This window comes from Streptomyces phyllanthi (assembly GCF_009377205.1).
In the GTDB taxonomy this organism is placed as follows: domain Bacteria; phylum Actinomycetota; class Actinomycetes; order Streptomycetales; family Streptomycetaceae; genus Streptomyces; species Streptomyces phyllanthi.
On record NZ_VJZE01000109.1, the window covers coordinates 1 to 23,313 of the forward strand.

Sequence of the window (23,313 nt, forward strand, 5' to 3'; positions counted from 1 at the left end):
CCCTTGCGCTGCTCGCCCGCGTCGATGAGGAGCAGCCCGATCCAGGGGTCGGGGTCGACGGGATCGGGATGCCGGGCAAGGGTGATCACGACCCCGACCAGCCGCTGGTCGACACGCGCGAGCAACACCTCGACGCCCGCGTTCGCCACCTCCTCGGCGAGCGCCGCGGCCACCTGCTCGGGACGAATGTCGTCCGGATCCGGAAAGTCACCGCTGAGGGCGTAGAAATCGCGGTTGGAGGAGTACACCGCGGTGACCTCGGCGAGAACGGCCCCGGACAGCGCCTCGTCGGGCCGTAACCGAAGAACTTCGAGCAACATGCCCCGCACGCTATCGACCACGTCCGTCCCCCAACTCGAACCAGACCCGCTTGCCGGTGCCCCGAGACTCGTCGCCCAGCCCCACTCCCCACTCCTGGGCAAGCCCGGAGAGAAGGACCAACCCCCGTCCGCTCTCCGCCTGTGCGCCCGGGGGCTTCGGATGGGGCTCGATGACGGGCGCGTCGTCGTACACGGAAACGCGTACGCGGTCGTGCCGGACGACGGTTTCGAGACGGACGGCCTGGGACGCGGTGTGAAGGTGGACGTTGGTCACCAGTTCGGACACCAACAGGCGGGCGGCGTCGGCGTGTTCGTGGTGGCCGGTGGCCTGGAGGAGAAGGGTGACGATGTCGCGGCAGATCTTGGGGCTGGTCGGGGAGTTGGGGGTGCGGATGCGGTAGATCTGCGGGGGCTCTGTAGCGGTTCGGATGGGGTCCATGTCGGGGTCTCCCTCGTTGTTCCGAGTGGTAGGGCGCGCTGCCGCGCTGCACACCGCCATGGCTCGGCCGGGCCAAGTGGCTTGGCTGCACTGCGGTCTTACTGGTGTGCGGGGCGGCGTCAGAGAGACGGTATGGCATAGATATGTGACGGCACATGTATGTGACTCTCTTTCCACTCGTGTGGGTGGACCGTCGAAGGAGCGCGCGACACACTGTGTCCGCACATCAGGAAGGGAACGAATGCCTCCGAGGAGCAATCCCACCGCGCGTCAGGCACGTTTGGGCGCTGAGCTGCGCAAGCTGCGTGAGGCGGCAGGGTTCACCACCAAGGAAGCGGGTGCTCTGCTCGGCGGTAATCAGGCTCAGATCAGCCACATCGAGGCAGGCCGATGGGGTGTGAGTGCCACACGGGTGCGGCAGTTGGCCACGCACTACGAGGCCTCCAACACGCAGCTGGTCGACGCTCTCTGTGCGATGGCCGAGGAGCGGGGCAAGGGGTGGTGGGAGGACTACCGGAGCGCTCTCGCTCCCGGATTCCTCGATGTGGCGGAGCTTGAGCACCAGGCGACGTACCTTCGCTCCCTCCAGACCGTGACCATCCCGGGGCTGTTGCAGACTGCGGATTACGTATGGGCCATCCACAACGGCCGTGTTCCCCGCCTACCCGCTGCGGTGACCGAACTGCGGGCCGAATTCCGGCTGAAGCGAAGCCGCATCCTTGAGCGTGACACTCCGCCTCCGTTCGAGGCGTTCATCCACGAAGCCGCTTTGCGGATGAGGTTCGGTGGGCGTGAGGTCACACGGGCTCAACTTCGACACCTGCGGGACGTCTCTGACCGGCGGACCGTGACTGTACGAGTCATCCCCTTCACCTATGAGGGATTCATCGAAGCCACCCAGCCTGTGCTCTATGCGGGAGGCCCAGTGGACGAGTTGGACACGGTCCGCCTTGACAGTGCCCTGGGCGGGCGCAGTCTGTACGCGGACACCGCGCTCAGGAAGTACCGCGCGCAGTTCGAAGTAGCCGAGCAGGCGGCACTCGGCGCCGAAGCGTCCCTCCAGCTCATCCGCGACATCGAGAAGGAACTATGAGCACTTTTCCTGTACCGATCTGCTGGCAGAAGTCATCCTTCTCGGGCGTTGACGGGGAGGACTGCATAGAACTGGCTGTGCACGAGACCCAGGTGCTGATACGCGAGAGCGACGTCCCGGACACGGTGATCACTGCCAGTCCGACTCGCCTTCGCGTGTTTCTCGCAGCCCTCAAGCCCGAGCGGTAGCCCTCTCGGTTAATCCTTCAGGGACCACCCCTCAACCCGTCGGACGCATGTACCGCGAGCGCCTGGCTCGGTCTGATGCGTGAGATCACCGGCCGAGGAGTCGTGGTGCGGCGGGCGCGGATCGTCTCCGCGCCCGTCTCGGACTACATCCGCTTCGGACACCACGTGACGGTCGGAAACGTGGCGGCAGGGGAGCAGGTGCGTTGGCTTCCTCGGCGTCGGGCCTCGGATCTCGCGCTTCCCGGAAATGACTTCTGGTTGTTCGATGACAACCTCGTCGTGTTCCTGCACTTCACCGGTGACGGAGAGCTTTTCCCGGATGGTGACGAGGAACGTACGACAGACCCAGCTGTCGTCCGGCTGTGCTCAACGGCCTTCGAAGCGGTGTGGGAGCGGGCTGTTCCTCATGAGGAGTACCTGCCGTCCTGACCGAGCACGACAGCAGGTACGTCATGGAAAGACTCGAGCACCGAGACCGCCCCGAACGGCAGGGAAAGTTGACGGTTTCCAGAACCAGAAGTGGAAACCGAGGGCCCTTGCGAGGCGGTCGCCAGGATCGAGACGATCAGCCGCGACGGCTGGCCCACGGACAGGAGGGGTGTGCAGTGATGAAGCTGACGCGGCTGGTGGGTGAGTGTGACGAGGGCGAGTGCCCGACGCTGTACGCCACCGATCGCGGGACTCTCGTGTGCAGGGAGACCTGCTGACCGACCACGGCAGAGAGGTTCCGGCGCACGAGGCCCTGGTCGAGATCCCCGTCGCACTGATTCGAAAGGCCATCCGTGACAACCTCGTCTAGCCGCTCCCTGGGGGACTGGTTCACGGTGTTCGAGCGGGAAGCGTTCCGACTGGAGACGCTGGATGACTACAGCCAGTCGGGAGGGGTCGATGCTTATCGGGCATTCCTGGCAGGGGAAGAGCAGCCGGAGTCGTACAAGGCAGCGGCATGGCTGACGACGGTGGGGAACGCCACCGAGGCTGGCAAGCGTGTGTACCGGGTGCACATCCTGTCCCGCCCGCTGACCGACTATCTCCGATTCGAACTGTCCTGGGGATACCGGCGAAACGCGAGCGCCGGTGAAGAATTCTTCATTCTCGACACCACCGAGACGGAAAACCCCATTCCGGATGCGCCCGACTTCTGGCTGTTCGACGACCAGGTCATAGCGGCGATGGCTTACGACGATGCCGGAAAGTACCTCGGGAGTGAGTTCCTGGGAGACGACCGGCTGGCCGAGTTCCGGACCTATCGGGACACGGCCCTCGCGCACGCCGAGCCGTTCGCTGAATGGTGGGCACGGCACGGGGAGTGAACAGAGCTGAGCTTGGAGCCGCGCTGCGGGCGCTACGGCAGGCATCCGGGAAGGAAGCCAAAGTCGTCGCCCGTGGCGCGGCCATGTCCGCTTCGAAATTGTCCAAGATCGAGAACGGCAGCGTCATGCCGAGTGTCGTGGACGTGGAGCAGATCCTCACTGCCATAGGTGTGTCCGAGGACGTCAAGGCCGAGTACATGTCGGTCGCTCGTGCGGCGGCAACCGAGGCGACGGCATGGCGGCTGTACCGCCGCCTCGGATATCACCGGAAACAGCAGCAGATCCAGGCCATTGAAGCCCGGACGACTCTGCTGCGGCTCTTTCAGCCATCCCTCGTCCCTGGCCTGCTCCAGACGCCGGAATACTCGGCTGCTCGCCGAACCGGGCGAGTTCTGCGCCGGCATGCCCCCTCGGACAAGCTGTGACATGCGGATGAGCCGTGCATGCCGAAGGCCCCCCAACAGGATCTTGGGGGGCCTGTCATCCGCTCGGCGCGGTCGCCGTTCGTCAGACGTTCACGCCGAAGTCCTGGGCGATGCCCACCAGGCCCGAGGCGTAGCCCTGGCCGACCGCGCGGAACTTCCACTCCGCGCCGTTGCGGTACAGCTCGCCGAAGACCATCGCCGTCTCCGTGGCCGCGTCCTCCGAGAGGTCGTAGCGGGCGATCTCGGCGCCGCCGGCCTGGTTGAGGATGCGGATGTAGGCGTTGCGGACCTGGCCGAAGTTCTGGGTGCGGGTCTCGGCGTCGTAGATGGAGACCGGGAAGACGATCTTGTCGACGTCGGCCGGGAGGGCCGCCAGGTTGACGTTGATCGCCTCGTCGTCGCCCGCACCTTCACCCGTGCGGTTGTCACCCGTGTGGACGATGGACTGGTCCGGGGTCTGCTTGTTGTTGAAGAAGACGAAGTGGGCGTCCGAGTAGACCTTGCCCTGCGTGTTGACCGCGATCGCGGACGCGTCGAGGTCGAAGTCCGTGCCGGTGGTGGTGCGGACGTCCCAGCCGAGGCCCACGGTGACGGCGGTGAGGCCCGGAGCCTCCTTGGTGAGCGAGACGTTGCCACCCTTGGACAGGCTTACAGCCATTGTTGGGAGTCCCTTCCCTCGTTCGGTGCGTACGGCGGTACGCGCCCTTGGGCTTCGTACGGCCACGAAGCTACAGCTACCTGTATCAACGCGGAGAGCCGTATCGAAGGTTCCACGCCTCTTTACTTTCTTTACCTGTCGTTCGGGGAGCCGGGTTCGGGGGGCGGGGAGCCGGGAGAGCCGTACGCCCGCCGCAGACCCGCCGTACGCCCGCCGCAGACCCGCCGTACGCCGCCGCAGACCCGCGCCCGGTCCGGAAAAGCGCGTGACGTGAGCCCGGCACCCGCGCGACCATGGACGGCATGTCCGGTCCCTATCCCATCCGCGGCTCCGTCTCGCTTCCCGAGGCCGAGCTCATGTGGCGTTTCTCGCGGTCGGGCGGGCCGGGTGGACAGCACGTCAACACCACCGACACGTCCGTGGAGTTGCGATTCGACCTCGCGAACACCGAGGCCCTGCCCGAGGTGTGGAAGGCGCGCGCCCTGGAGCGGCTCGGCTCCCGGCTCGTCGGCGGGGTGGTGAGCGTCCGCGCCTCCGAGCACCGTTCGCAGTGGCGCAACCGCGAGGCGGCGGCCGTCCGGCTGGCCGCGCTGCTCGCCGAGGCCACCGCGCCCCCGCCGAAGCCTCGCAGACCCACCCGCATACCCCGGGGGATCAACGAACGCCGCCTCCGTGAGAAGAAGCAGCGCTCCGACACCAAACGGGGCCGCTCGGGCCGCGACTGGCACTGAGCCGGCCGTCACCCCCGGGATCACAGGCCGGGACCCCGGCCTCGTACGAGGGAGTCCCGTGGGCTACCCCAGCTGCCGGTACCGCCCCCGGAAGTACGTCAGCGGCCCCCCGTCCGCAGCCGGAACCGCCGCCGTCAGCACGCGGCCGATCACGAGCGTGTGGTCCCCGGCCGTGACGCGCTGCTCGGTGCGGCACTCCAGGGTCGCCAGGGCGCCGTCCAGGACGGGCGCACCGGAGGCCACGCCGCGGACGTACGGGACGTCCTGGAAGAGCAGGCGGTCGCTGAGGCGGCCCTTCATGGCGAACCGGCCCGCGATGTGGCGCTGGCTCTCGGAGAGCACGGACACGGCCCACAGGGGCTGCTCGGCGAGCAGGTCGTCCATCCGGGAGCCCTCGCGCAGGCTGACCATGACCAGGGGCGGGTCCAGGGACACGGACATGAAGGACGTCGCCGTCATCCCGACGTCCTCGCCGGGCGGGCCCTCGGGGTCCAGTGCGGGCTCGTGCGCCGTCACCAGGACCACACCCGAGGCCAGCCGGGACATCGCGGCGCGGAACTCGTCTTCACTCACTCCCTCAGCATGCCCGGCAGGGGCGGGCATGCTCGGGGCGGGGGAGGTCTTGGGCATATCCGGACGCTAGCCCGCGGGCCGCGGGCGCCGCATCGGACCAGAGGCCGGAACCGGTCCGTGCCGGTCCTAGGACCTCGGGCGGAGGGACGGCCGCGGGCGCCGCTTCAGGCGGGCCGTCCGAAGCCGCCCCACGGCCACCTCTTCGCAGCTGCCCGAAGCCCGAACCCCAAGCCCGAACCCCAAGCCCGAGCGAACGCGCCGCGAACATATTCGCGCACAGCCCTTACACAGAGTCCTGAATTGTGTTCAGCAAACGCATGGCGAAAACGCAGAACCCCCACTCAATTGTTCATCTTCGCTTGTGACTTGAGTCACAGGTGCCCTTTTTTGTTGACCCTGTGTACCGAGTGGGCAGCGCGCTGTGATTCAGTGGCGGGGACGCTTACGAGTAGTACGCCGATGAGTACGCCGAAGACAACCCTGGAGTTGCCGCGAGACCACGGGGGGAGGGCGAATGGAGACCGACACCGACTCGGAGCCGTACGTCCGTCTCAGGACCCTGCGGCAGCTGCACCAGGTCATGGCGGACATGAACACGGCACGCAGCCTGGCCGACACGTTGCAGACCGTCGCCGACGGCATCGTCACCGGACTCGGTTACGAGCTGGCGTGCGTCAACCTCGTGCGCCCCGACGGCGACCTCGTGGTCGCCGCGCTCTCCGGCAACTCCGCCGCCGAGGCGCTCATCACCGGCCGCGTCGGCTCGCGCACGTCCTGGGAGCGCCGGCTGGGCATGGGCGAGGCCTGGGGCGACCTGCGGTTCATACCGCACACCGAGGGCTGGATCCTCGACGAGGACGACGTGCCCCAGTGGTACACCGACGGCCCGGAGCCCCGCTTCGAGGACGAGTGGCACCCCTCCGACCGTCTGTTCGCGCCGATGTACACCCCGGGCGCCCAGGGCGCCTCCTGCGGTGAGCTGCTCGGTGTGATCTCCGTGGACCGGCCGCGCAACGGGCGGCGCCCCGGCGCGTGGGGGCGCGAGGCGCTCCAGATGTACGCCTTCCAGGCCGCCATCGCGATCAGTAACGCACGCCTCAGGGCCAACATGCAGCGCGCGCTGGTCAGGCTCGAACGGGAGCAGCAGGCGCTGCGGGCCAGTGAGGAATCCTTCCGCCAGGCGTTCGAGTACGCCCCCTCCGGTATGGCCATCGCCGAGATGGGCGGCGACCAGCACGGCCGGATCCTGCGCACCAACGACGCGCTGTGCCGTCTGCTCGGCCGCCCGGCGTCCGCGATGCGCCGCTACTCGTTCGCCGACCTCGTCCACCCCGAGGACATCGGCACGCTCCTGCGGACCTCCGCCGAAGGCGGGCGCGCGGAGCTGCGGCTCGGGCGCCGCGACGGGACGTACGTCTGGGTGTCGCTGCGCAACTCGGTGGTGGCCGACGCCGCCGACGGGCCGCGCTTCCTGCTCACGCACGTCGAGGACATCGAGGAGCGCAAGCGCCGCGAGCTCCAGCTCGCCCACCGCGCCTCGCACGACTCGCTCACCGGCCTGCCCAACTCGGCCGAGCTGCGCGCGCGTCTGTCCGCCCGCCTCTGCAGCCGCCCGCAGTCCCTGCCGCTGGGCACGGTCGACACGATGGACGCGGCCTTCGAGGCGTACGACCGGGCGGGCCGGTCCGGGCAGTCCGGACTCACCGGCGAGGGGCACCCGGCGTACGACGTGAACGGCCACGGGTTCGACTTCGGTTCCGGCCTCGGAGCCGGAGCCGGCGTCGGCGGAGGCACCGGTTCCGGGGCGTACGACGCCTTCGACCACCATGTGCACACCGTCGCCCCCGAGGGGGAGCGCGACGACGGCACCAAGGGGCTCGCGGTGCTCTTCTGCGACCTCGACGGCTTCAAGTCGATCAACGACCGCTTCGGGCACAACGCGGGTGACGCCGTGCTGGTCGAGGTGGCCCGGCGGCTCAGCCGCGGCGTCCGGGACGGCGACACGGTCGCCCGGCTCGGCGGCGACGAGTTCGTGGTCCTCGCCGACGGGCTCGGCCGCGCCGACGCCCAGGACCTCGCCGTACGGCTGCGGAACGAGATCATCCAGCCCATCCGGGTCGACGGCCGCGCCATGCGCGTCGGCGCCAGCTTCGGTATCGGCTGGGCCCACTGCGGTATGACGGCGGACGAGGTGCTGAAGTCCGCCGACGAACGGATGTACGTCGAGAAGCGGTCTCGTCCCAAGCAGCATCGGCGTGCCGGGTGAATCACGTGTGGATTCCGCGTGCACCCCGGGTGCACTACCGTCGTCATGGGCGTCTTCGCAGGTCACCGGGGTGACCCCGGAGACGACGAGCGGTGTGATCGGCGAGATGATGCGACCGGAGTCACCCGTTTGGGCCAGCAAGAACGGGTAGGCTCGCCATTCGCACCACGTATCACCCGCATCTGTACCGCACCGCTGAGGAGACCTAGGGATGACGCCCGGCAACAACGGCGCGAGCACGCCCGAGGACGATGACCCGTTCGGCTATCTGTACGCCGACGGCCAGGCCCGTGGCGCCCAGCCGCCCACGGGGGGCTACGGCTACCCGAACGCGGTCAACAGGGTGCGGGCGGTCGGTGAGCGCCAGTACGGGCAGCCGGCTCAGGCCCCGCAGCAGCCCGGCCAGCAGGGCCAGGCGGGTCAGTTCGGCCAGACGGCCGCGTACGGCCAGGCGACCCAGCAGGGGGCGTACGGCCAGCCGAACGCCCACTACCAGGCGCCCGAGACCCTCCCCGGCGGCGCGCCCACCAGCCGTACGCCCGCGTACGGCGGCGGGAGCGGCCGGGGCCGCGGCCCGAACACCAAGGGGCTGCTCATCGGCGCGATCGCCGTGGTCGCGGCCGTCGTGGTCGGCATCGGTGTGGCCATGCTCGGCGGCGACTCGGACGAGGACGCCACTGGCGGCAACCCGGACACGTCCTCCGCCCCGTCGGCCGATCAGAGCGCCGACCCCAGCACCTCGCCGAGCAAGTCCGCCGCCGCGGAGGACGACGGCGAGCTGCCGAAGATCGACGCCAAGGCGCTGCTTCTGGCCGGTGGCGCCACCACCGCCTCCGACATCTCCGGCGCGAAGGCGGACGGCGGTAGCTACGTCGGGGGCTTCAACAAGGTCGGCGCCAGCGTCACGTGGAACGTGGACGACATCCCGAAGTCCGGCAAGTACACGCTGTACGTCAACTACGGCGTGCCCGGCAAGAACGCCGACGCCACCCTGACGATCAACGGCACGGCCCAGACCCGGCCGCTCAACATGGAGAACTTCGCGAAGGCTCCGGAGGGCGACTACGAGAAGGGCTGGACGAACACGTACGCGAGCATCCAGCTCAACAAGGGCAGCAACGAGATCAAGATCTCGTGCGAGCAGGGCAACCAGTGCGACGCCAACCTGGACCAGCTGTACCTGGTCAAGGGCTGGAAGAGCTGACCGGCCCCTGCGGCGCCCGACGCCGAGGGACGCCGGGCAGTCCCCGGTACGGCAACCATCCCGGATACGGCAACCATCCCTGGTTCGGCAAGCGTCCCTGGTACGGCAACTAGGCCGCGGTGGCTTCCCCGACCACGGTCACCTGCTCCACCAGCTCCTCGTACACCCTCCGGTCGAACTCCCCGGCCGCAGGCGCGAGGACCGTCGCGGCCGACAGTGCCACCGCCCGGGCCAGCCGCTCGGGCCACGGGAGCCGCTCCACGAGCCCCGACAGCAGTCCCGCGACCGCCGAGTCACCCGCGCCCGTCGGGTTGCCGTGTACACGGCGGGGTGGTCTCGCACGCCAGTGGCCCTCGGCGGTGTGGGCCAGCAGCCCCTCGGCGCCCAGGGAGGCGACCACGGTGTGGGCTCCGCGACGGCGGGCGTCCCGGGTGGCCCGGGAGGGCTCGTGGGAGCCGGTGAGCTCGGCCAGTTCCTCGGCGTTCGGCTTCACCAGGTCCGGACGCGCGGCCACGCCCCGGCGCAGGGGCTCGCCACTGGTGTCGAGGAGTACGGGTACGTTCGCCGAGCGCGCGGTCCGGATCAGCCCCGCGTACGCGCCCACGGGCACCCCCGGCGGCAGGCTGCCGCACAGGGCCACGGCGGAGGCGGAGCCCAGCAGGTCCTCGTACGCCTCCTGGAAGGCGGCCCACTCGGCGGGCGTTATGGCAGGGCCCGGCTCGTTGAGCTGAGTCGCGTCACCCTGAGCGTCGACCACGGCCACCGTGCGGCGCGTCGAGCCCGCGATGGGGACCAGCGCGTCCACGACACGGGTGGTGTCCGCGAGCCGTTCCTGCAACTCACGCCCCGTCGCCCCTCCGGCGAAGCCCGTGATGGTCGCCTCGTGCCCGAGGGCCGCCAGGACACGGGCCACGTTCAGCCCCTTCCCGCCGGGCCGCTCGGTCACCTCGGTCACCCGGTGCGAGGCGTGGGGCGTGAGCTCCCGCACGCGATAGGTGACGTCGAGAGCGGTGTTCAGCGTGACCGTGAGGATCACCCGGCCGACCCTCCCCCCAGGTTCGATGGCGCGCTCCGGTTCCAGGAACTACAGAATGCGCTGCCGGAATAGCTGTTGCGGAGGCTCGATCATGCCAAAAAGCCGGCGCTCGTCCCAGCCGCGCCAACGGCCCACGGCCCCTCCCCTGGGGGCTGCCGCCCCAGGCCCCGCTGTCGGCCTGGACGGCCTCGTCCTCGAGCGCCGGACGGGCTGGATGTGGCCGGCACTCGTCTTCCCAGCAGGACCGGATGGATGTGACTGGTCTCGGCCTCACGCCGCACCGGCCGAGTGTTCAGCCCCTGATGATCGCCAGGGCCTCGTCCCGGATCTTGGCCATCGTCGTCTCGTCCTTCGCCTCGGCGTTCAGGCGCAGGAGCGGTTCCGTGTTGGACGGTCGTACGTTGAACCACCAGTCGGCCGAGGAGATCGTCAGGCCGTCCAGCTCGTCCAGTTCGACGCCCTCGCGGCCCTCGTACGCGGCCTTGATCGCGGCGAGGCGGCCCGCCTGGTCGTCGACCGTGGAGTTGATCTCGCCGGAGCCGGCGTAGCGGTCGTACTGGGCGACCAGGGCCGACAGGGGGCCGTCCTGGCCGCCCAGGGCCGCGAGGACGTGGAGGGCGGCGAGCATGCCCGTGTCGGCGTTCCAGAAGTCGCGGAAGTAGTAGTGCGCTGAGTGCTCGCCGCCGAAGATCGCGCCCGTCCGTGCCATCTCGGCCTTGATGAAGGAGTGGCCCACGCGCGTGCGTACCGGCGTGCCGCCGTTCTCCTTGACGACCTCCGGTACCGACCACGAGGTGATCAGGTTGTGGATGACCGTGCCCTTGCCGCCGTTCTTGGCCAGTTCGCGGGAGGCGACGAGGGCGGTGATGGCGGACGGCGAGACCGGGTCGCCGTGCGCGTCGACGACGAAGCAGCGGTCGGCGTCGCCGTCGAAGGCGATGCCGAGGTCGGCGCCCTCCTCACGGACGCGCTTCTGGAGGTCGACGATGTTCGCCGGGTCCAGGGGGTTCGCCTCGTGGTTCGGGAACGTGCCGTCCAGCTCGAAGTACATCGGGACGAGGTCGAGGGGCAGGCCCGCGAAGACCGTGGGCACGGTGTGGCCGCCCATGCCGTTGCCCGCGTCGACGACGACCTTCAGGGGGCGGACGGAGGTCAGGTCGACGAGGGAGCGGAGGTGGGCCGCGTAGTTCTCAAGCGTGTCGCGCTGCGTGATCGTTCCCGGAGTCGCGGCCGGCTCCGGGGCGCCCGACTCGCTCCACTGCTCGGCCAGTTCGCGGATCTCGGTGAGGCCACTGTCCTGGCCGACGGGGGCGGCGCCCGCGCGGCACATCTTGATGCCGTTGTACTGGGCGGGGTTGTGGGAGGCCGTGAACATCGCGCCCGGCAGGTTCAGCGCGCCCGACGCGTAGTACAGCTGGTCCGTCGAGCAGAGGCCGATCTCGGTGACGTCCACGCCCCGGGCCGCGGCCCCGCGCGCGAAGGCCCGCGACAGACCGGGGGACGAGGGTCGCATGTCGTGCCCGATCACGATGGCGTCCGCGCCGGTCACCTGGGCGAAGGCCGCCCCGAAGAGCTCGGCCAGGGGCTCGTCCCACTGGTCCGGGACCACCCCGCGCACGTCGTACGCCTTCACGATCGTCGACAGATCAGCAGCCACGGCCAAGCCTCCCGAAGTCTCTTTAGGTCACCCAGAACTTACCCGCCCGATGTGACGGTCGGCTGTACGACCTCTGAGGATGTGCTCGGATCCGTCCGTGGATGTTCTTGATGTGTTCACCGTGGGCGTCCCGTGAACCGTTCACGAAGACATCCAGTCGAGTACGGGCATGCTCGGTCCGCCACGATCAGGCGCATCGCCGGCAACAGCCGACGTCCACGGCAGTACCTCGCGCAACAGGTCGCCCTCGCGGCCGGCGAGGCGGCGAGGCGGCGAGTCCGGCCCCGGCCGCCGCCACGAAGCGGCCGATCGTGGCGGCCTGTCCGGAGAGGTTCATGACGTGTGCGAGGGCCTGCACCGACGTCACCGTGGAGATGGCGAAGCGGAGTTCGCGCACCGTCTCCGCCCACTCCCTGACCGCCACGCGCGCGTGGACCCCCGTGGGAGCAGCGCGATCCGTGAGGCCCGCGAGGGCCAACAGCGGCGCCTCAGGCGGTTGGTGAGGGGAGTGCAGGGGCGCGCGGGACGAACGAGCGGTCCTCAGTTGTCCGGCGACCGCAGCACCCTCAGATGCCCCCGGCGAGCGACCTCCATCGGGTCCGCCGTGCGGCCGCTGCCGCCGGCCTCCGCGGCGCGCTGCTGCGGCCGGGCCGCCTCACGCACGGCATTGGCGAGCGCTTCCAGGTCGTCGCCAGTGGGCCGCGCCGGGGCGGAACCGTCGAGGAGCCGGACGACCTCCCAGCCACGCGGCGCGGTGAGGCGCTCGGAGTGCTCGGCGCACAGGTCGTAGCAGTGGGGTTCGGCGTAGGTGGCGAGCGGGCCGAGGACCGCGGTCGAGTCGGCGTAGACGTACGTCAGCGTCGCGACGGCGGGTCGGCCGCAAGCGGTGCGCGAACAGCGACGTACAGGGCTCACGATGTTGGACGGTACCGCACTCTTGAGCGGGCCGCGACGACTCTCCACCAGGTCACTCCACCGTGTCGCAGTGTGAAACACCCCACACACCTCACCGGCCACACCGTTCTGACCTGCACTGGGACCCATGTCCGGAATGCCGAACACGCCTCCGAACCGATCCCAACTCATATCAAACTCTGTCAATTGCCATGAGCTCCACGGTCATGGAGAGATACGGAATCGAGCCCAACCTTGGCTGGAATGGTCATCTGCCGACATGCCGTACGGCCTCCGCGACGCCCCTGGTCACCACCGCGCGGGCACCCGCGTGGGCGTCGGCCAACCCGCCCTGCCGGGGACTACGCTTCGTAGGTGATGGACAACCCCGTACCGCCCCGTGCCGCCGCACCCGGGCCCCGCCGCCGTGACCGGCACGGCAGGGGCATGCGTGGCCCCGTCGCGCCGCCCCAGGTGCCCCTCGCCGCGAGCCGTGCCGAGGTGTTCGCCGACCTGGTGCAGGACTCCGTGGAGCGTCTCGAACGGCGCTGGCCCCAACTCGCCGACATCGACTTCCTCGTCCTCGAGGTGCCGCGCCTCGACGGGCCGGGCAAGGCCTGGAACGACGAGGCGGTTCCGCTGGGGGGCACCGTGCCCGCCCGGGAGGGCCGGCCCGCTCGCGTCGTCGTCTATCGGCGGCCTGTCGAGATCCGCACCAAGGGGCGGGAGGAGCGTGCGGCGCTGGTGCACGAGGTGGTGGTGGAGCAGGTGGCCGAGCTGTTGGGGCTGACGCCGGAGACGGTGGATCCGCGGTACGGGGAGGACTGAGCGGCGAGAGGTCGTCTTCCCGGGAGGGAATCGCCCCCGCCGCCCCTACCGGGCCGTCCCGCGCTTACCGCTGCAGCACCGAGAGATCCTGCTCGGCCTCCGGTACCGCCACCGTTCCCCGGTCGTCCGCCAGGGGCTGGATGGTGAAGCCGGTCACTCCGGCGCTCGTGGATTCGAGCATGCGGGACGCGTGGACGGGGCCGCCGGACACCGGCTCGACCGTCAGGGCGTAGGTGCCCTTCAAGCCGCTCGGGACGGGTGCGGTCACGTTCTGGGTGGTGCCGCCCTTGATCGTGAAGGTCTTGGTCGCCGCCGTGCCGCCCTGGCTGCCCGCCGACGCCGTGACCTTGACCTTCGCCGTCCGTCCCTGCGCGGTGAGGGCCAGGGTCACGCCCTTGGAACGGTTGTCGGCGACGCTCGCGCGCGCGCCGACCGCCCGGCTCCCCGGTATGAACGCCGTCTCCTGCTTGGTCCCCTTGCCCCGCACCACCCGCACGGCGGCCACCACGGGCACCGACCTCTCCGTCGGCGTCAGCACCAGCGAGCCCGCCTCACCCCGGGTGACGTCGCCGAGGTCCACGGCCGCCGTCATGCCCGCCTTCACGTGCAGTGTCTCGCTGCCGGCCGGAGAGATCAGCCCGGACGGCGACGCGAGCCGCACCTTCAGGTCGGCGTCCTCGTCCCCCGGCGCGAACGCCACCAGCCGCACGGACGTGGCGTCCTTCGGGATGCCCGGGATCACCACGCTGCCCGCCGGATCGGCAGACGGGGCCAGCCAGTCGCCGCCCGCCTTTTCGTCCAGCGCCTGTACGGCCGCGCCGACCCGCCCGCTGCGCACGCTCACATGAACGGTCAGGTTGGTCTCCGGCTCGTCCACGAGCGTGGACAGCAGCACCGGCTCACTGGAACGCGGCTGGACCGTGATGTCCTCGCCCACCGTCGTCTTGAGGGCGCCGTCCTTGCCGTACAGCTCGATGTCGACGACGGCCGCGGAGTCGTCCGGGTTGGTCAGGTGGACGTAGTCGATGCGGTCGTCGGCGGTGCTGGCGCCCGGGAACCAGAAATCGGTGTCCGGGGCGGTGCAGTTGGTGCCGAGCAGACCGCGTCCGGTGCCCGCGTCGACCTGGGTGGTCTCCTGGACCGTCCAGCCGGGCGCCAGCCTCCCCTCGGCGGTACCGATCTGCGCGGGCGACTCGCCGCCGTCGGTGCTGCCGGTGACCGGCTTGCCGGGTTCCTTCGGCTGCAGGACGGGCTTGTCGGCCTTCTCCGTCTTCTTCTTGCCGTCCGCCCCGTCCGCCGACTCCTCACCCGCCGCCAGGAGTTCGGCCTTGCCGCTGCTCCCGGTCGCCTTCGTGACGGGCGTGAAGGACGTGTACGCGGTCTCCGCGATGTCCGAGGTGCTCGGCTGCGGACAGAGGAGACTCGAGCGCTGCACGGGCAGTTGGGCCGCCGCCCTGGTGGTGCGGTCGCCGGAGGCATCGGGCGCGGTGAGCGCGGCGAAGCCGGTGACGGCGGCGAGCGCGGTCGTGCCGGCGATCAGGGACAGGGTGGTGCGGTTCACTGCCGGCTCCCGTCGGGGCGCTCGCTGTCGGGGTGTTGCGAGGGGTCGTACGACGTCTCCGACGGGTCGTACGTCGTCCCGTAGCCCTGGCTGTACGTCTGGTCGTACGAGGCGGTCGTGCCTCCGTAGGCGTACGGGTCGTACTGGTCGCCCTGGTGTGCGCCCGACTGGTACGGGTCCGCCTGGTACGTCTGCTCGTACGCACCGGTCTGGTACTGCTGCGCGCCCTGGTACGGGTCGCCCCCGTAACCGCCGTACTCGGCACCGGAGTAGCCCTGGGTGTCCCACGCTCCGTACGTCTGCTGGTGCGGGACGGCGGCCGGGGCCGGGGCCTCCTCCGGAGGAGGAGGCGTGGCCGCGGCGGGCTGGTCGCCCGCAGCCGCGGTCTCGGCCTCGGCTTCTGCCTCGGCCTGTGCGCGCAGGCGGCGGGCGCGGCGGCCGTCGCCGGTGATGTCCTGGGCGGCCACGGGCTCCGGCTCGTCCGGGAGGTCGTCGTCTACGTCACGGCGGCGGCCCGGAAGGGCGAGGATCACGAGGACGACGGCGAGCGCGCCCTGTGTCCACAGCCATCCGGTGTGGCTCACGGGTGCGTCGAAGGTGATGTCCAGCTTGCCGCCGCCCGTGGGCAGTTGGAATCCCTGGGCCCAGCCGTCGACCGTGGTGGGCGTGAGCGGCCTGCCGTCCAGGGTGGCGGTCCAGCCCTCGGCGGCGGTGTCGGCGAGACGCAGGACGCGGCCCGACTCGCCCTCGGGGATGGTGGTGTGCACGTCGACGGGTCCGGCGGCGATGGGCCGGGGCTCCCCGGAGGCGGGCACGATCGTCGCGCGGGCGACCTGCCGGTCCACGCGCCACAGGGCGCTGCCGCCCTGCTGGCTGAGCCGGCTCAGACCGGGCGTGGCGTCCAGGACGCGGCTGACCTCGCGGGGCGCTCCCTCGCGGACGAGGACGTAGCGCACGGCGAAGCCGCCGAGTTCGTCGGCCTGGTCGGCGCCGGAACCCGCCACGAGGTTGGCGACGACCTGGTCGAGTTGCTTGTTCTCGCCGCCCGCCGCCGCGAGTTCGGCGTCGCCCATGCGCGCGCCGGAGCCGCGGACGAGGCTGTAACCGACCTCGGAGGGGGAGTCGCTGTCGAGGACCAGGGTGCGGGCCTGATCCCGGGTGCTGCTCTCCTCGGCGACGAACGCGGGCACCTGCACCGGGTCACGCCGCTCCAGGGGGCCGTCGGCGCCCCTGATCATCCACCCGGCGGCGACCAGCAGGGGGCCGGCCGCGGCAGCGAAGGCGATGAGCGCGGCCACCGGCTGGCGCCAGCCGAAGCTCTGCTCGGCCACGCGCGCGCGTGCCCCGTCGGCCCCGAGCACGGCGGCGGCCAGCAGCGCGATGCCGTAGACGAGGGTCGCGGGCCCGGCCCAGGTGGAACCGTTGGAGAGGACCGCGAAGACGAGTGCGACCAGGGCGGCCGACCAGGCGGCCCGGATGGACAGCTGCCGCTCGGAGCGCAGCAGGGCGGCCAGCGCGGCCACCACGATGCCGATGAACATCAGCCCGCTGACCGTGCCGGGCCCGCCGGGGCCGGCGCCGAGGAGGTCGGTGGCGGAGGCCGCGCCCGCCCCGTACTCCAGGCCGGCCTCCCTGAAGAAGCCGAACGGCAGCAGGGTGAGCGACCAGGGGGCGAGGACCAGCAGCGGGGTGCCGAGCTGGGCGAGGAAGCGAGGCCCGTAGGCGACGATGTCGCCGCGGCGCACCACCAGGAGCCCGATGCCGAGGACCAGGGCGATGGGCCACACGATGGGGGTGAACGCGGTGGTGACGGTCAGCAGCAGCGCGTATGCCCAGGTTGCCCGCCAACTGCCGTGCGTTCCCCCGGGGTCGGCGAGTCCGCCGGCGGCGACGCCCGCGCGCGCGAGGAGCGGCAGCAGGACAGCGAGGACGGCGGTGCCGATACGGCCGCCCGCGAGCGCGCCGGTGACGGCGGGCAGGAAGGCGTACGCGACGGCCGCCCACGCGCGCAGCAGCCGCGACATGACGAGGGGCCGCGAGGCGAAGTACGCCGTGAGTCCGGCGAGCGGCACGGAGGCCACGAGCAGCACGGTGACCGCGAGCCCGGTCGAGCCCAGCAGCAGGGAGGCGAGCATGGCGACGAGCGCGAGATACGGCGGGGCGGACTGGGTGTCTCCCGCACCCACCGGATGCCAGCCGTCGAGGTAGCGCGCCCACAGCTCGGAGGAGTCGGCGGGCGCGGGCAGCAGCGCGCCGCCCGCGAGCGCGCCACCGTCGAGCAGTTCACGGCAGGCGACCAGCGAGACGAGCAGGAGGACGGCGAAGAGCACGGGCGCGGGCTTGCGGGCGAGGCGCTTGAGCCGGGCGAACTGCTCGACCTCCAGGAAGTCGGCGTCGTCGCCGCCGGGACCGGACTCGACCGCGCCGCCGTGCCGTCCGGCCGAGGATGACTCGGGGTCGGAGCCGCCCACCAGATTGCCGGCGACCTGTTCGACGGTGGCCCGTACGGTCGCGCCGGGCGGCGGGAACAGGGCCCGCAGCTCCCCCTTGTCGACCTGGGGACGACCGCGTCTGCGGCGGCCCGCGATGATCCGCTCGGGGCGCAGCAGCGTCCCCAGAAGGCCCCGGATCTCGTCGACGGCCTGTCCGGGGACCTTGCCGACGAGGTAGGCGACGGTCCGCAACAGCGTGCCGAGCACGATCCGGATCAGCACCCACGGCAGCTGTGCCGTTCGCGCGTTGACGAGGAGGGTGTAGACGGCGCCGGCCTTGTCGACCATGTGCGGGGAGACGGCGTTGCGGCCCACGCAGTCGACGGTGCGGCGCTCGCGGGAGGCCGCCTCGGCGTGGCGTACGACCGCTTCGGGGGCGACGAGGACGCGGTGACCGGCGGCCGTGGCGCGCCAGCAGAGGTCGACGTCGTCACGCATGAGGGGAAGCCGCCGGTCGAAGCCGCCGAGCTGCTCGAAGACATCGCGGCGGATCAGCATGCCGGCGGTGGAGACGGCCAGCGTGGGCTTGACGTGGTCGTGCTGGCCCTGGTCCTGCTCACGGCGGTCCACTCCGGTCCACCGGCGGCCCGAGTTGGCGATGGTGACGCCGACCTCGAGGAGCTGGCGGCGGTCGTACCAGCCGCGCAGCTTGGGGCCGACGACGGCGACATCGTCCCGGCCGAGCTCGTGTTCGTTCTCCACGGCCCTCAGCAGCTGGGCCAGTGCGTCCGGCTCGGGGGCGCAGTCGTCGTGCAGCAGCCACAGCCACTGCTCCGGCTCCCCGTGGGGGAGCTCCGGCATGTCGTACGCGTCGTCGCGCCAGGTGCGGGTGACCGGGTCCCAGCCGCTGGGGCGCCTGAGGTACGGCAGGTCGTCCGGGGTGAGCACACCGGCGGTGCGGTTGGCCTCGTCGACGGCCTGGCCGAAACCGGTGCGCCGGGCGAGATGCAGGACCCGGTCGGCGCCGAGGGCGTCGGTGAGCAGCTGGGCGGAGTCGTCCGCGCTGCCGGTGTCGGCCGCCATGACGTTCTGGACGGGGCGCTCCTGGCCGAGCAGCCCGGCGAGCGCGTCGGGAAGCCAGCGGGCGCCGTCATGGGCGACGAGCACCGCGGTCACGACATGGCGCGGGAACTCAGGAGTGGCAGCGTCGTGGTGGGCTGCCGTGTGGCTGTGCGCGGACATCGAGGTACGGACCCCGGTTCAGTGGACTCGGTCGACGCCCGTGCCCTGCGGGGACAGCGGGACGTCTCGGACGAGCGACCACACTAACGGCTGGGCAGCAAAGCGGCCCGCCGCCTGTGGACAACCCACCGGCGACGGGCCGATCGTTATGTACGCGCGCGAGGAAAGTGCGCCCGGTGCGCCACGGCTGTTCTCAGCCAGTGGCCTCCCCCGAAACCCTGGGTCAACGACCTCTCGAAGCCTCAGACGGCGGCCTTCTTGAGGCGGCGGCGCTCGCGCTCCGACAGGCCTCCCCAGATACCGAACCGCTCGTCATTGGCGAGCGCGTACTCAAGGCACTCGGAACGGACCTCGCAGGCAAGGCAGACCTTCTTGGCCTCGCGGGTCGAGCCGCCCTTCTCGGGGAAGAAGGACTCGGGATCGGTCTGGGCGCACAGAGCGCGCTCCTGCCAGCCGAGTTCCTCGTCCGCGTCGTCGACCAGCAGTTGCTGCACGAGCTCGGTCATGTGCGCCCCTCGTCCGTCTTTCGCGTCCCCGTGGTTGCCGTTACCGATTTCGGCTGAACGACACGAGTGAAATTACAAGTGTGCTGCTACGGGCGAGTCAAGCCGAGATCTGCTATTGAGCCCCTTATTCACTCTGCGGAACCAAGGCTATGCGGAAAGTGTTCAAATCGTCATAAACCCTGACAGCGAGTTGGGGCCGGGGCGTGTCTCCCTCCCATACGAGAGAGGACGCCCAGAAGTTCGATCTCGTTGCGACGCGAACACAGAAGCGGCCGATTTCCGTTCGGAACCCGAGCCGCCGCGCGGTCCGCACGCCCGGTGGTGCGCCTTGTGTCCCGAAGGGCGTCTGCACAAACCTTTCACCTGTCCGATGAACCGGATGAGGTGAAACACCTCCCACTCAGCGGGCGTCAAGTTGACAGTCGGGGTGTGAACCGGTGTCCTTGTGGGCATGCTCGCGAACTTGGCACTCACCTCGACCCGCTCCGCCGGGTTCCTCGGTGCTGCCCGGGATCGCTGTAGCTGTTGCTGTCGCTGTTCCAGCTGTTGAGCCGACCGCGCTCCGGCTGCCGCTGAGTCCACCGCGACCCGGCTGCTTCTCCCTCCGCCCGCACCTGGGCGCACTCGCCGCCCGTGACCTGGGCGGACGGTCTTCGACACCCAGCCATCCCCCACACTTCCGCCAAGGAACCACCGCACCCATGAACAGCGACAGCGACCTCCAGATCGCCGGCGACCTCCTCGAAGTACCGCACCTCCTCCAGCCGCCGCGCGAACACCCGGTCACCGTGGCCGAGTTCGCCGGACTCGCCCGCTCCATCGCCGCCGACCGCTCCCAGTGGGAGCACCTCGTCCAGTACGACGCGACATCCCGCTGGTACCACCGGCTGCGCACCGGGCCCGGCTACGAGGTGTGGCTGCTGTCCTGGGTGCCCGGGCAGGGCAGCGGACTGCACGACCACGGCCGCTCCTCCGGCGTGCTCACCGTGCTCGACGGCACCCTGACCGAGCACACCGAGCGGGGCACGCGCGTCCTGGGCTCCGGCGCGCAGCGGGTGTTCGCGCCGGGTTATGTGCACGAGGTGGTCAACGACGCGCTCGAACCGGCGGTCAGCCTGCACGTCTACTACCCGGGGTTGACGTCGATGCCGATGCACTCGACGCACTCGGCCCGGTGCGCGTCCGAGTCCGGGTCCGCAGCCGCCGACGTGACGGCCTGACGCGTTGTCGTAGCCGCCTGCAACACTGGCCCCATGCGCATTGTGGTTCTGGCAGGCGGCATCGGTGGTGCCCGGTTCCTGCGCGGTCTGAAGCGGGCCGCGCCGGACGCGGACATCACGGTCATCGGCAACACCGGGGACGACATCCATCTCTTCGGGCTGAAGGTCTGCCCGGACCTCGACACGGTGATGTACACGCTGGGCGGCGGTATCAACGAGGAGCAGGGCTGGGGCCGGGCCGACGAGACCTTCCACCTCAAGGAGGAGCTCGCGGCGTACGGGGTGGGACCGGAGTGGTTCGGTCTCGGTGACCGGGACTTCGCCACGCACATCGTGCGCACACAGATGCTCGGGGCGGGCTATCCGCTGAGCGCGGTCACCGAGGCGCTGTGCGACCGGTGGAAGCCCGGGGTGCGGCTCATCCCGATGTCCGACGACCGGGTCGAGACCCATGTCGCCGTCACGCTGCCCGACAGCGGGTCCACCCCGGACTCCGGCGAGCGCAGGGCGATCCACTTCCAGGAGTACTGGGTGCGGCTGCGGGCCTCCGTTCCGGCCGAGGCGATCGTGCCGGTCGGCGCCGAACAGGCCAAGCCCGCGCCGGGCGTGCTGGAGGCCATCGCCGCGGCGGACGTGGTCCTCTTCCCGCCGTCCAACCCCGTCGTGTCCATCGGCACGATCCTCGCCGTGCCCGGTATACGCGAGGCGATCGCCGAGGCCGGGGTGCCGGTCGTCGGCCTCTCCCCCATAGTCGGGGACGCTCCCGTGCGGGGCATGGCCGACAAGGTGCTGGCCGCCGTGGGCGTCGAGTCCTCGGCCGCGGCCGTCGCCGAGCACTACGGGTCGGGGCTGCTGGACGGATGGCTCGTCGACACGGTGGACGCGGGCTCGGCCGAGCGCGTCGAGTCCGCCGGGATCCGCTGCCGGGCCGTGCCGCTGATGATGACGGACCTGGACGCGACGGCGCAGATGGCGCGCGAGGCACTGGCGCTGGCCCAGGAGGTGCGGGGCGCGTGAGCGGCGAGTCGTCGAGAGGCAGGGGCAGCGACGTGCCGAGCGGTGCTCCCGGTTACCGGGTGTGGGCCCTGACCGGGCTGCCCGAGGTTCAGCACGGCGATGACCTCGCGAAGCTCATCGCCGCGGCCGAGCCGGGGCTCGCCGACGGGGACGTGCTCCTCGTCACCTCGAAGATCGTGTCCAAGGCGGAGGGGCGGGTCGTCGAGGCGGTCGACCGCGAGGCCGCGATCGACGCCGAGACGGTACGGGTCGTGGCGCGCCGCGGCCCGCTGCGGATCGTCGAGAACCGGCAGGGGCTGGTCATGGCCGCCGCCGGGGTCGACGCGTCCAACACCCCCGCCGGGACCGTGCTGTTGCTGCCCGAGGACCCGGACGCGTCCGCGCGCGCCCTGCGGGAAGGACTGCGGGACGAGCTCGGGGTCGATGTCGGGGTCCTCGTCACGGACACGTTCGGGCGGCCGTGGCGCACGGGGCTGACGGACGTCGCCATCGGTGCCGCGGGCGTGCGCGTACTGGACGATCTGCGGGGCGGGACCGACGCGTACGGCAATCCGCTCAGCGCGACCGTCGTCGCGACCGCCGACGAGCTGGCCGCCGCCGGGGACCTGGTGAAGGGCAAGGCCGCCGGGCTGCCGGTCGCCGTCGTGCGCGGGCTGGCCCATGTGGTGGCCGGGGACGGCGATGAGGGAGCGCGGGCCATGGTGCGCGGCGCGCGGGACGACATGTTCCGGCTCGGGACGTCGGAGGCCGTACGGGAGGCGGTGACCCAGCGGCGTACCGTACGGGCGTTCACCGACGAGCCCGTCGATCCCGGTGCCGTACGGCGTGCCGTGGCCGCGGCGGTCACCGCGCCGGCGCCGCACCACACGACACCCTGGCGGTTCGTGCTGCTGGAGTCCGAGGAGTCGCGGACCGGGCTGCTGGACGCCATGCGGGACAAGTGGATCGAGGATCTGCGGCGGGACGGAAAGAGCGAGGAGTCCATCGCCAAGCGGGTCCGGCGCGGGGACGTGCTGCGGAACGCGCCGTACCTGGTGGTGCCGTGTCTCGTCATGGACGGGTCCCATACATATGGGGACGCGCGGCGGGACGGGGCCGAGCGGGAGATGTTCGTGGTCGCCACCGGGGCCGGGGTGCAGAACTTCCTGGTCGCGCTCGCCGGGGAGCGGCTGGGGTCCGCATGGGTGTCGTCGACGATGTTCTGCCGGGATGTCGTACGGGACGTGCTCGGGCTGCCGGAGGGCTGGGACCCTATGGGAGCCGTGGCGGTGGGGCACCCGGCGGAGGAGCCGAGGGCGCGGCCGGAGCGGGATCCGGGGGCGTTCATCGAGGTGCGGTGATGCGAGGCGCGCCGCCGGGAGGTGCACTGGTTCCGGTGGCCCCGTTCCGCCCCGTACGACCCAGAGGACCCAAGTCCGTACGACCCAGAGGACCCAAGCCGTGGCAGGACGATTCTCACCCCGGCCCACGCGGACGACCGTGCGCGGCGGGGAGGTCGTGGTGCCCCGGCAGGGCGGGGAGGCGCGGCCCGCGGCCGGGTCCGGGCGGACGCGGACGTGGACGCCAAAGGGGCCGCTCGATCTCGGGCTGGTGCTCGGGCCGCTGCGGCGCGGGCCCGCCGATCCGACGTTCCGGGCGACTCCGGACGGGTCCGTGTGGCGGACCGGCCGTACGCCTGCGGGGCCCGGGACGCTGCGGGTCGCGCTGCGG

Annotated in this window: 20 protein-coding genes and 5 pseudogenes; 14 read left to right on the forward strand and 11 right to left on the reverse strand. The window is 71.0% G+C overall.

The features are described 5' to 3' along the window. Together FNH04_RS17685 and FNH04_RS17690 are read right to left on the reverse strand one after the other, a co-directional pair. Nucleotides 1-320: pseudogene (locus tag FNH04_RS17685) on the reverse strand (GNAT family N-acetyltransferase); the annotation flags it as partial. A 10-nt stretch (nt 321-330) separates the two neighbouring features. Continuing rightward, nucleotides 331-759: an ATP-binding protein gene (locus FNH04_RS17690; protein WP_194236719.1), complete on the reverse strand. Its 429-nt coding sequence runs from the start codon at nt 757-759 to the stop codon at nt 331-333. A gap of 241 nt (nt 760-1,000) precedes the next feature. Here FNH04_RS17690 and FNH04_RS17695 point away from each other — a divergent pair, with 241 nt between their 5' ends. From FNH04_RS17695 to FNH04_RS17720, 6 genes and pseudogenes are all read left to right on the forward strand, one after another. Beyond that, nucleotides 1,001-1,852 (forward strand): helix-turn-helix domain-containing protein, encoded by an 852-nt coding sequence (locus FNH04_RS17695; protein ID WP_152785331.1) that lies wholly within the window; start codon nt 1,001-1,003, stop codon nt 1,850-1,852. Beyond that, a complete protein-coding gene (locus tag FNH04_RS17700) occupies nt 1,849-2,040 on the forward strand; it encodes a DUF397 domain-containing protein (protein WP_152785333.1) in 192 nt (63 codons plus the stop codon). Before FNH04_RS17695 ends, FNH04_RS17700 begins: the two co-directional genes overlap by 4 nt. 12 nt (nt 2,041-2,052) lie before the next feature. Further along, nucleotides 2,053-2,469, forward strand: coding sequence for a DUF6879 family protein (locus tag FNH04_RS17705; RefSeq protein ID WP_345672853.1), 417 nt, complete (start codon nt 2,053-2,055; stop codon nt 2,467-2,469). Nucleotides 2,470-2,648: 179 nt separating this feature from the next. Next, nucleotides 2,649-2,839, forward strand: a pseudogene (locus tag FNH04_RS17710) (hypothetical protein). A 25-nt stretch (nt 2,840-2,864) separates the two neighbouring features. Further along, the gene (locus FNH04_RS17715) at nt 2,865-3,353 is read left to right on the forward strand and encodes a DUF6879 family protein (RefSeq protein ID WP_322723224.1); all 489 of its coding nucleotides are present in this window, start codon (nt 2,865-2,867) and stop codon (nt 3,351-3,353) included. Beyond that, nucleotides 3,350-3,727, forward strand: a pseudogene (locus FNH04_RS17720) (Scr1 family TA system antitoxin-like transcriptional regulator); the annotation flags it as partial. The gene FNH04_RS17715 and the pseudogene FNH04_RS17720, both read left to right, overlap by 4 nt. A gap of 133 nt (nt 3,728-3,860) precedes the next feature. On the opposite strand, the gene FNH04_RS17725 reads toward FNH04_RS17720, so the two are convergent. After that, a complete protein-coding gene (locus FNH04_RS17725; protein ID WP_152785335.1) occupies nt 3,861-4,436 on the reverse strand; it encodes a TerD family protein in 576 nt (191 codons plus the stop codon). Between the two features lie 293 nt (nt 4,437-4,729). On the opposite strand from FNH04_RS17725, the gene arfB reads away from it, so the two are divergent. Then, on the forward strand, nt 4,730-5,167 hold the full coding sequence (gene arfB / locus FNH04_RS17730; protein ID WP_152785337.1) for an alternative ribosome rescue aminoacyl-tRNA hydrolase ArfB: 438 nt from the start codon (nt 4,730-4,732) through the stop codon (nt 5,165-5,167). A 63-nt stretch (nt 5,168-5,230) separates the two neighbouring features. Here arfB and FNH04_RS17735 read toward each other — a convergent pair whose 3' ends face one another. Then, the gene (locus FNH04_RS17735) at nt 5,231-5,797 is read right to left on the reverse strand and encodes a flavin reductase family protein (protein ID WP_152785339.1); all 567 of its coding nucleotides are present in this window, start codon (nt 5,795-5,797) and stop codon (nt 5,231-5,233) included. 457 nt (nt 5,798-6,254) lie between these two features. Here FNH04_RS17735 and cdgB point away from each other — a divergent pair, with 457 nt between their 5' ends. Together cdgB and FNH04_RS17745 are read left to right on the forward strand one after the other, a co-directional pair. Further along, entirely contained in the window at nt 6,255-8,006 is a 1,752-nt protein-coding gene (cdgB, locus tag FNH04_RS17740) for a diguanylate cyclase CdgB (protein ID WP_152785341.1), read from the forward strand. Nucleotides 8,007-8,217: 211 nt separating this feature from the next. Beyond that, nucleotides 8,218-9,210, forward strand: a complete 993-nt coding sequence (locus FNH04_RS17745; RefSeq protein ID WP_152785343.1) for a CBM35 domain-containing protein — start codon at nt 8,218-8,220, stop codon at nt 9,208-9,210. Nucleotides 9,211-9,319: 109 nt separating this feature from the next. On the opposite strand, the gene FNH04_RS17750 is transcribed toward FNH04_RS17745, so the two are convergent. The 4 genes and pseudogenes from FNH04_RS17750 to FNH04_RS17765 form a co-directional block, all read right to left on the reverse strand. Then, on the reverse strand, nt 9,320-10,246 hold the full coding sequence (locus FNH04_RS17750; RefSeq protein WP_322723225.1) for a 1-phosphofructokinase family hexose kinase: 927 nt from the start codon (nt 10,244-10,246) through the stop codon (nt 9,320-9,322). Nucleotides 10,247-10,538: 292 nt separating this feature from the next. Then, nucleotides 10,539-11,903 carry a phosphomannomutase/phosphoglucomutase gene (locus tag FNH04_RS17755; RefSeq protein WP_322723226.1) on the reverse strand — a complete coding sequence of 455 codons (1,365 nt, stop codon included), beginning with the start codon at nt 11,901-11,903 and terminating at the stop codon, nt 10,539-10,541. Nucleotides 11,904-12,162: 259 nt separating this feature from the next. Further along, a pseudogene (locus FNH04_RS17760) lies at nt 12,163-12,384 on the reverse strand (L-lactate permease); the annotation flags it as partial. Between the two features lie 59 nt (nt 12,385-12,443). Next, the gene (locus tag FNH04_RS17765; protein ID WP_322723227.1) at nt 12,444-12,866 is read right to left on the reverse strand and encodes a DUF3499 domain-containing protein; all 423 of its coding nucleotides are present in this window, start codon (nt 12,864-12,866) and stop codon (nt 12,444-12,446) included. A gap of 309 nt (nt 12,867-13,175) precedes the next feature. On the opposite strand from FNH04_RS17765, the gene FNH04_RS17770 reads away from it, so the two are divergent. Then, complete coding sequence (locus tag FNH04_RS17770) at nt 13,176-13,625, forward strand: metallopeptidase family protein (RefSeq protein WP_152785361.1); 450 nt, start codon at nt 13,176-13,178, stop codon at nt 13,623-13,625. Nucleotides 13,626-13,689: 64 nt separating this feature from the next. Here FNH04_RS17770 and FNH04_RS17775 read toward each other — a convergent pair whose 3' ends face one another. From FNH04_RS17775 to FNH04_RS17785, 3 genes are all read right to left on the reverse strand, one after another. Continuing rightward, complete coding sequence (locus FNH04_RS17775) at nt 13,690-15,186, reverse strand: DUF5719 family protein (RefSeq protein WP_322723228.1); 1,497 nt, start codon at nt 15,184-15,186, stop codon at nt 13,690-13,692. After that, nucleotides 15,183-18,860, reverse strand: coding sequence for a glycosyltransferase (locus tag FNH04_RS17780; RefSeq protein WP_152785350.1), 3,678 nt, complete (start codon nt 18,858-18,860; stop codon nt 15,183-15,185). Before FNH04_RS17780 ends, FNH04_RS17775 begins: the two co-directional genes overlap by 4 nt. 242 nt (nt 18,861-19,102) lie before the next feature. Then, complete coding sequence (locus FNH04_RS17785) at nt 19,103-19,366, reverse strand: WhiB family transcriptional regulator (protein WP_003975777.1); 264 nt, start codon at nt 19,364-19,366, stop codon at nt 19,103-19,105. 701 nt (nt 19,367-20,067) lie between these two features. Between FNH04_RS17785 and FNH04_RS17795 the strand changes: the two genes are divergently transcribed. The 4 genes and pseudogenes from FNH04_RS17795 to FNH04_RS47675 form a co-directional block, all read left to right on the forward strand. Continuing rightward, nucleotides 20,068-20,586: a cysteine dioxygenase gene (locus FNH04_RS17795; protein ID WP_152785352.1), complete on the forward strand. Its 519-nt coding sequence runs from the start codon at nt 20,068-20,070 to the stop codon at nt 20,584-20,586. A 33-nt stretch (nt 20,587-20,619) separates the two neighbouring features. Continuing rightward, nucleotides 20,620-21,603: a 2-phospho-L-lactate transferase gene (gene cofD / locus FNH04_RS17800; RefSeq protein WP_152785354.1), complete on the forward strand. Its 984-nt coding sequence runs from the start codon at nt 20,620-20,622 to the stop codon at nt 21,601-21,603. After that, nucleotides 21,600-22,943 carry a coenzyme F420-0:L-glutamate ligase gene (locus FNH04_RS17805; protein WP_322723229.1) on the forward strand — a complete coding sequence of 448 codons (1,344 nt, stop codon included), beginning with the start codon at nt 21,600-21,602 and terminating at the stop codon, nt 22,941-22,943. Before cofD ends, FNH04_RS17805 begins: the two co-directional genes overlap by 4 nt. Before the next feature lie 100 nt (nt 22,944-23,043). After that, a pseudogene (locus tag FNH04_RS47675) lies at nt 23,044-23,313 on the forward strand (DNA-3-methyladenine glycosylase 2 family protein); the annotation flags it as partial.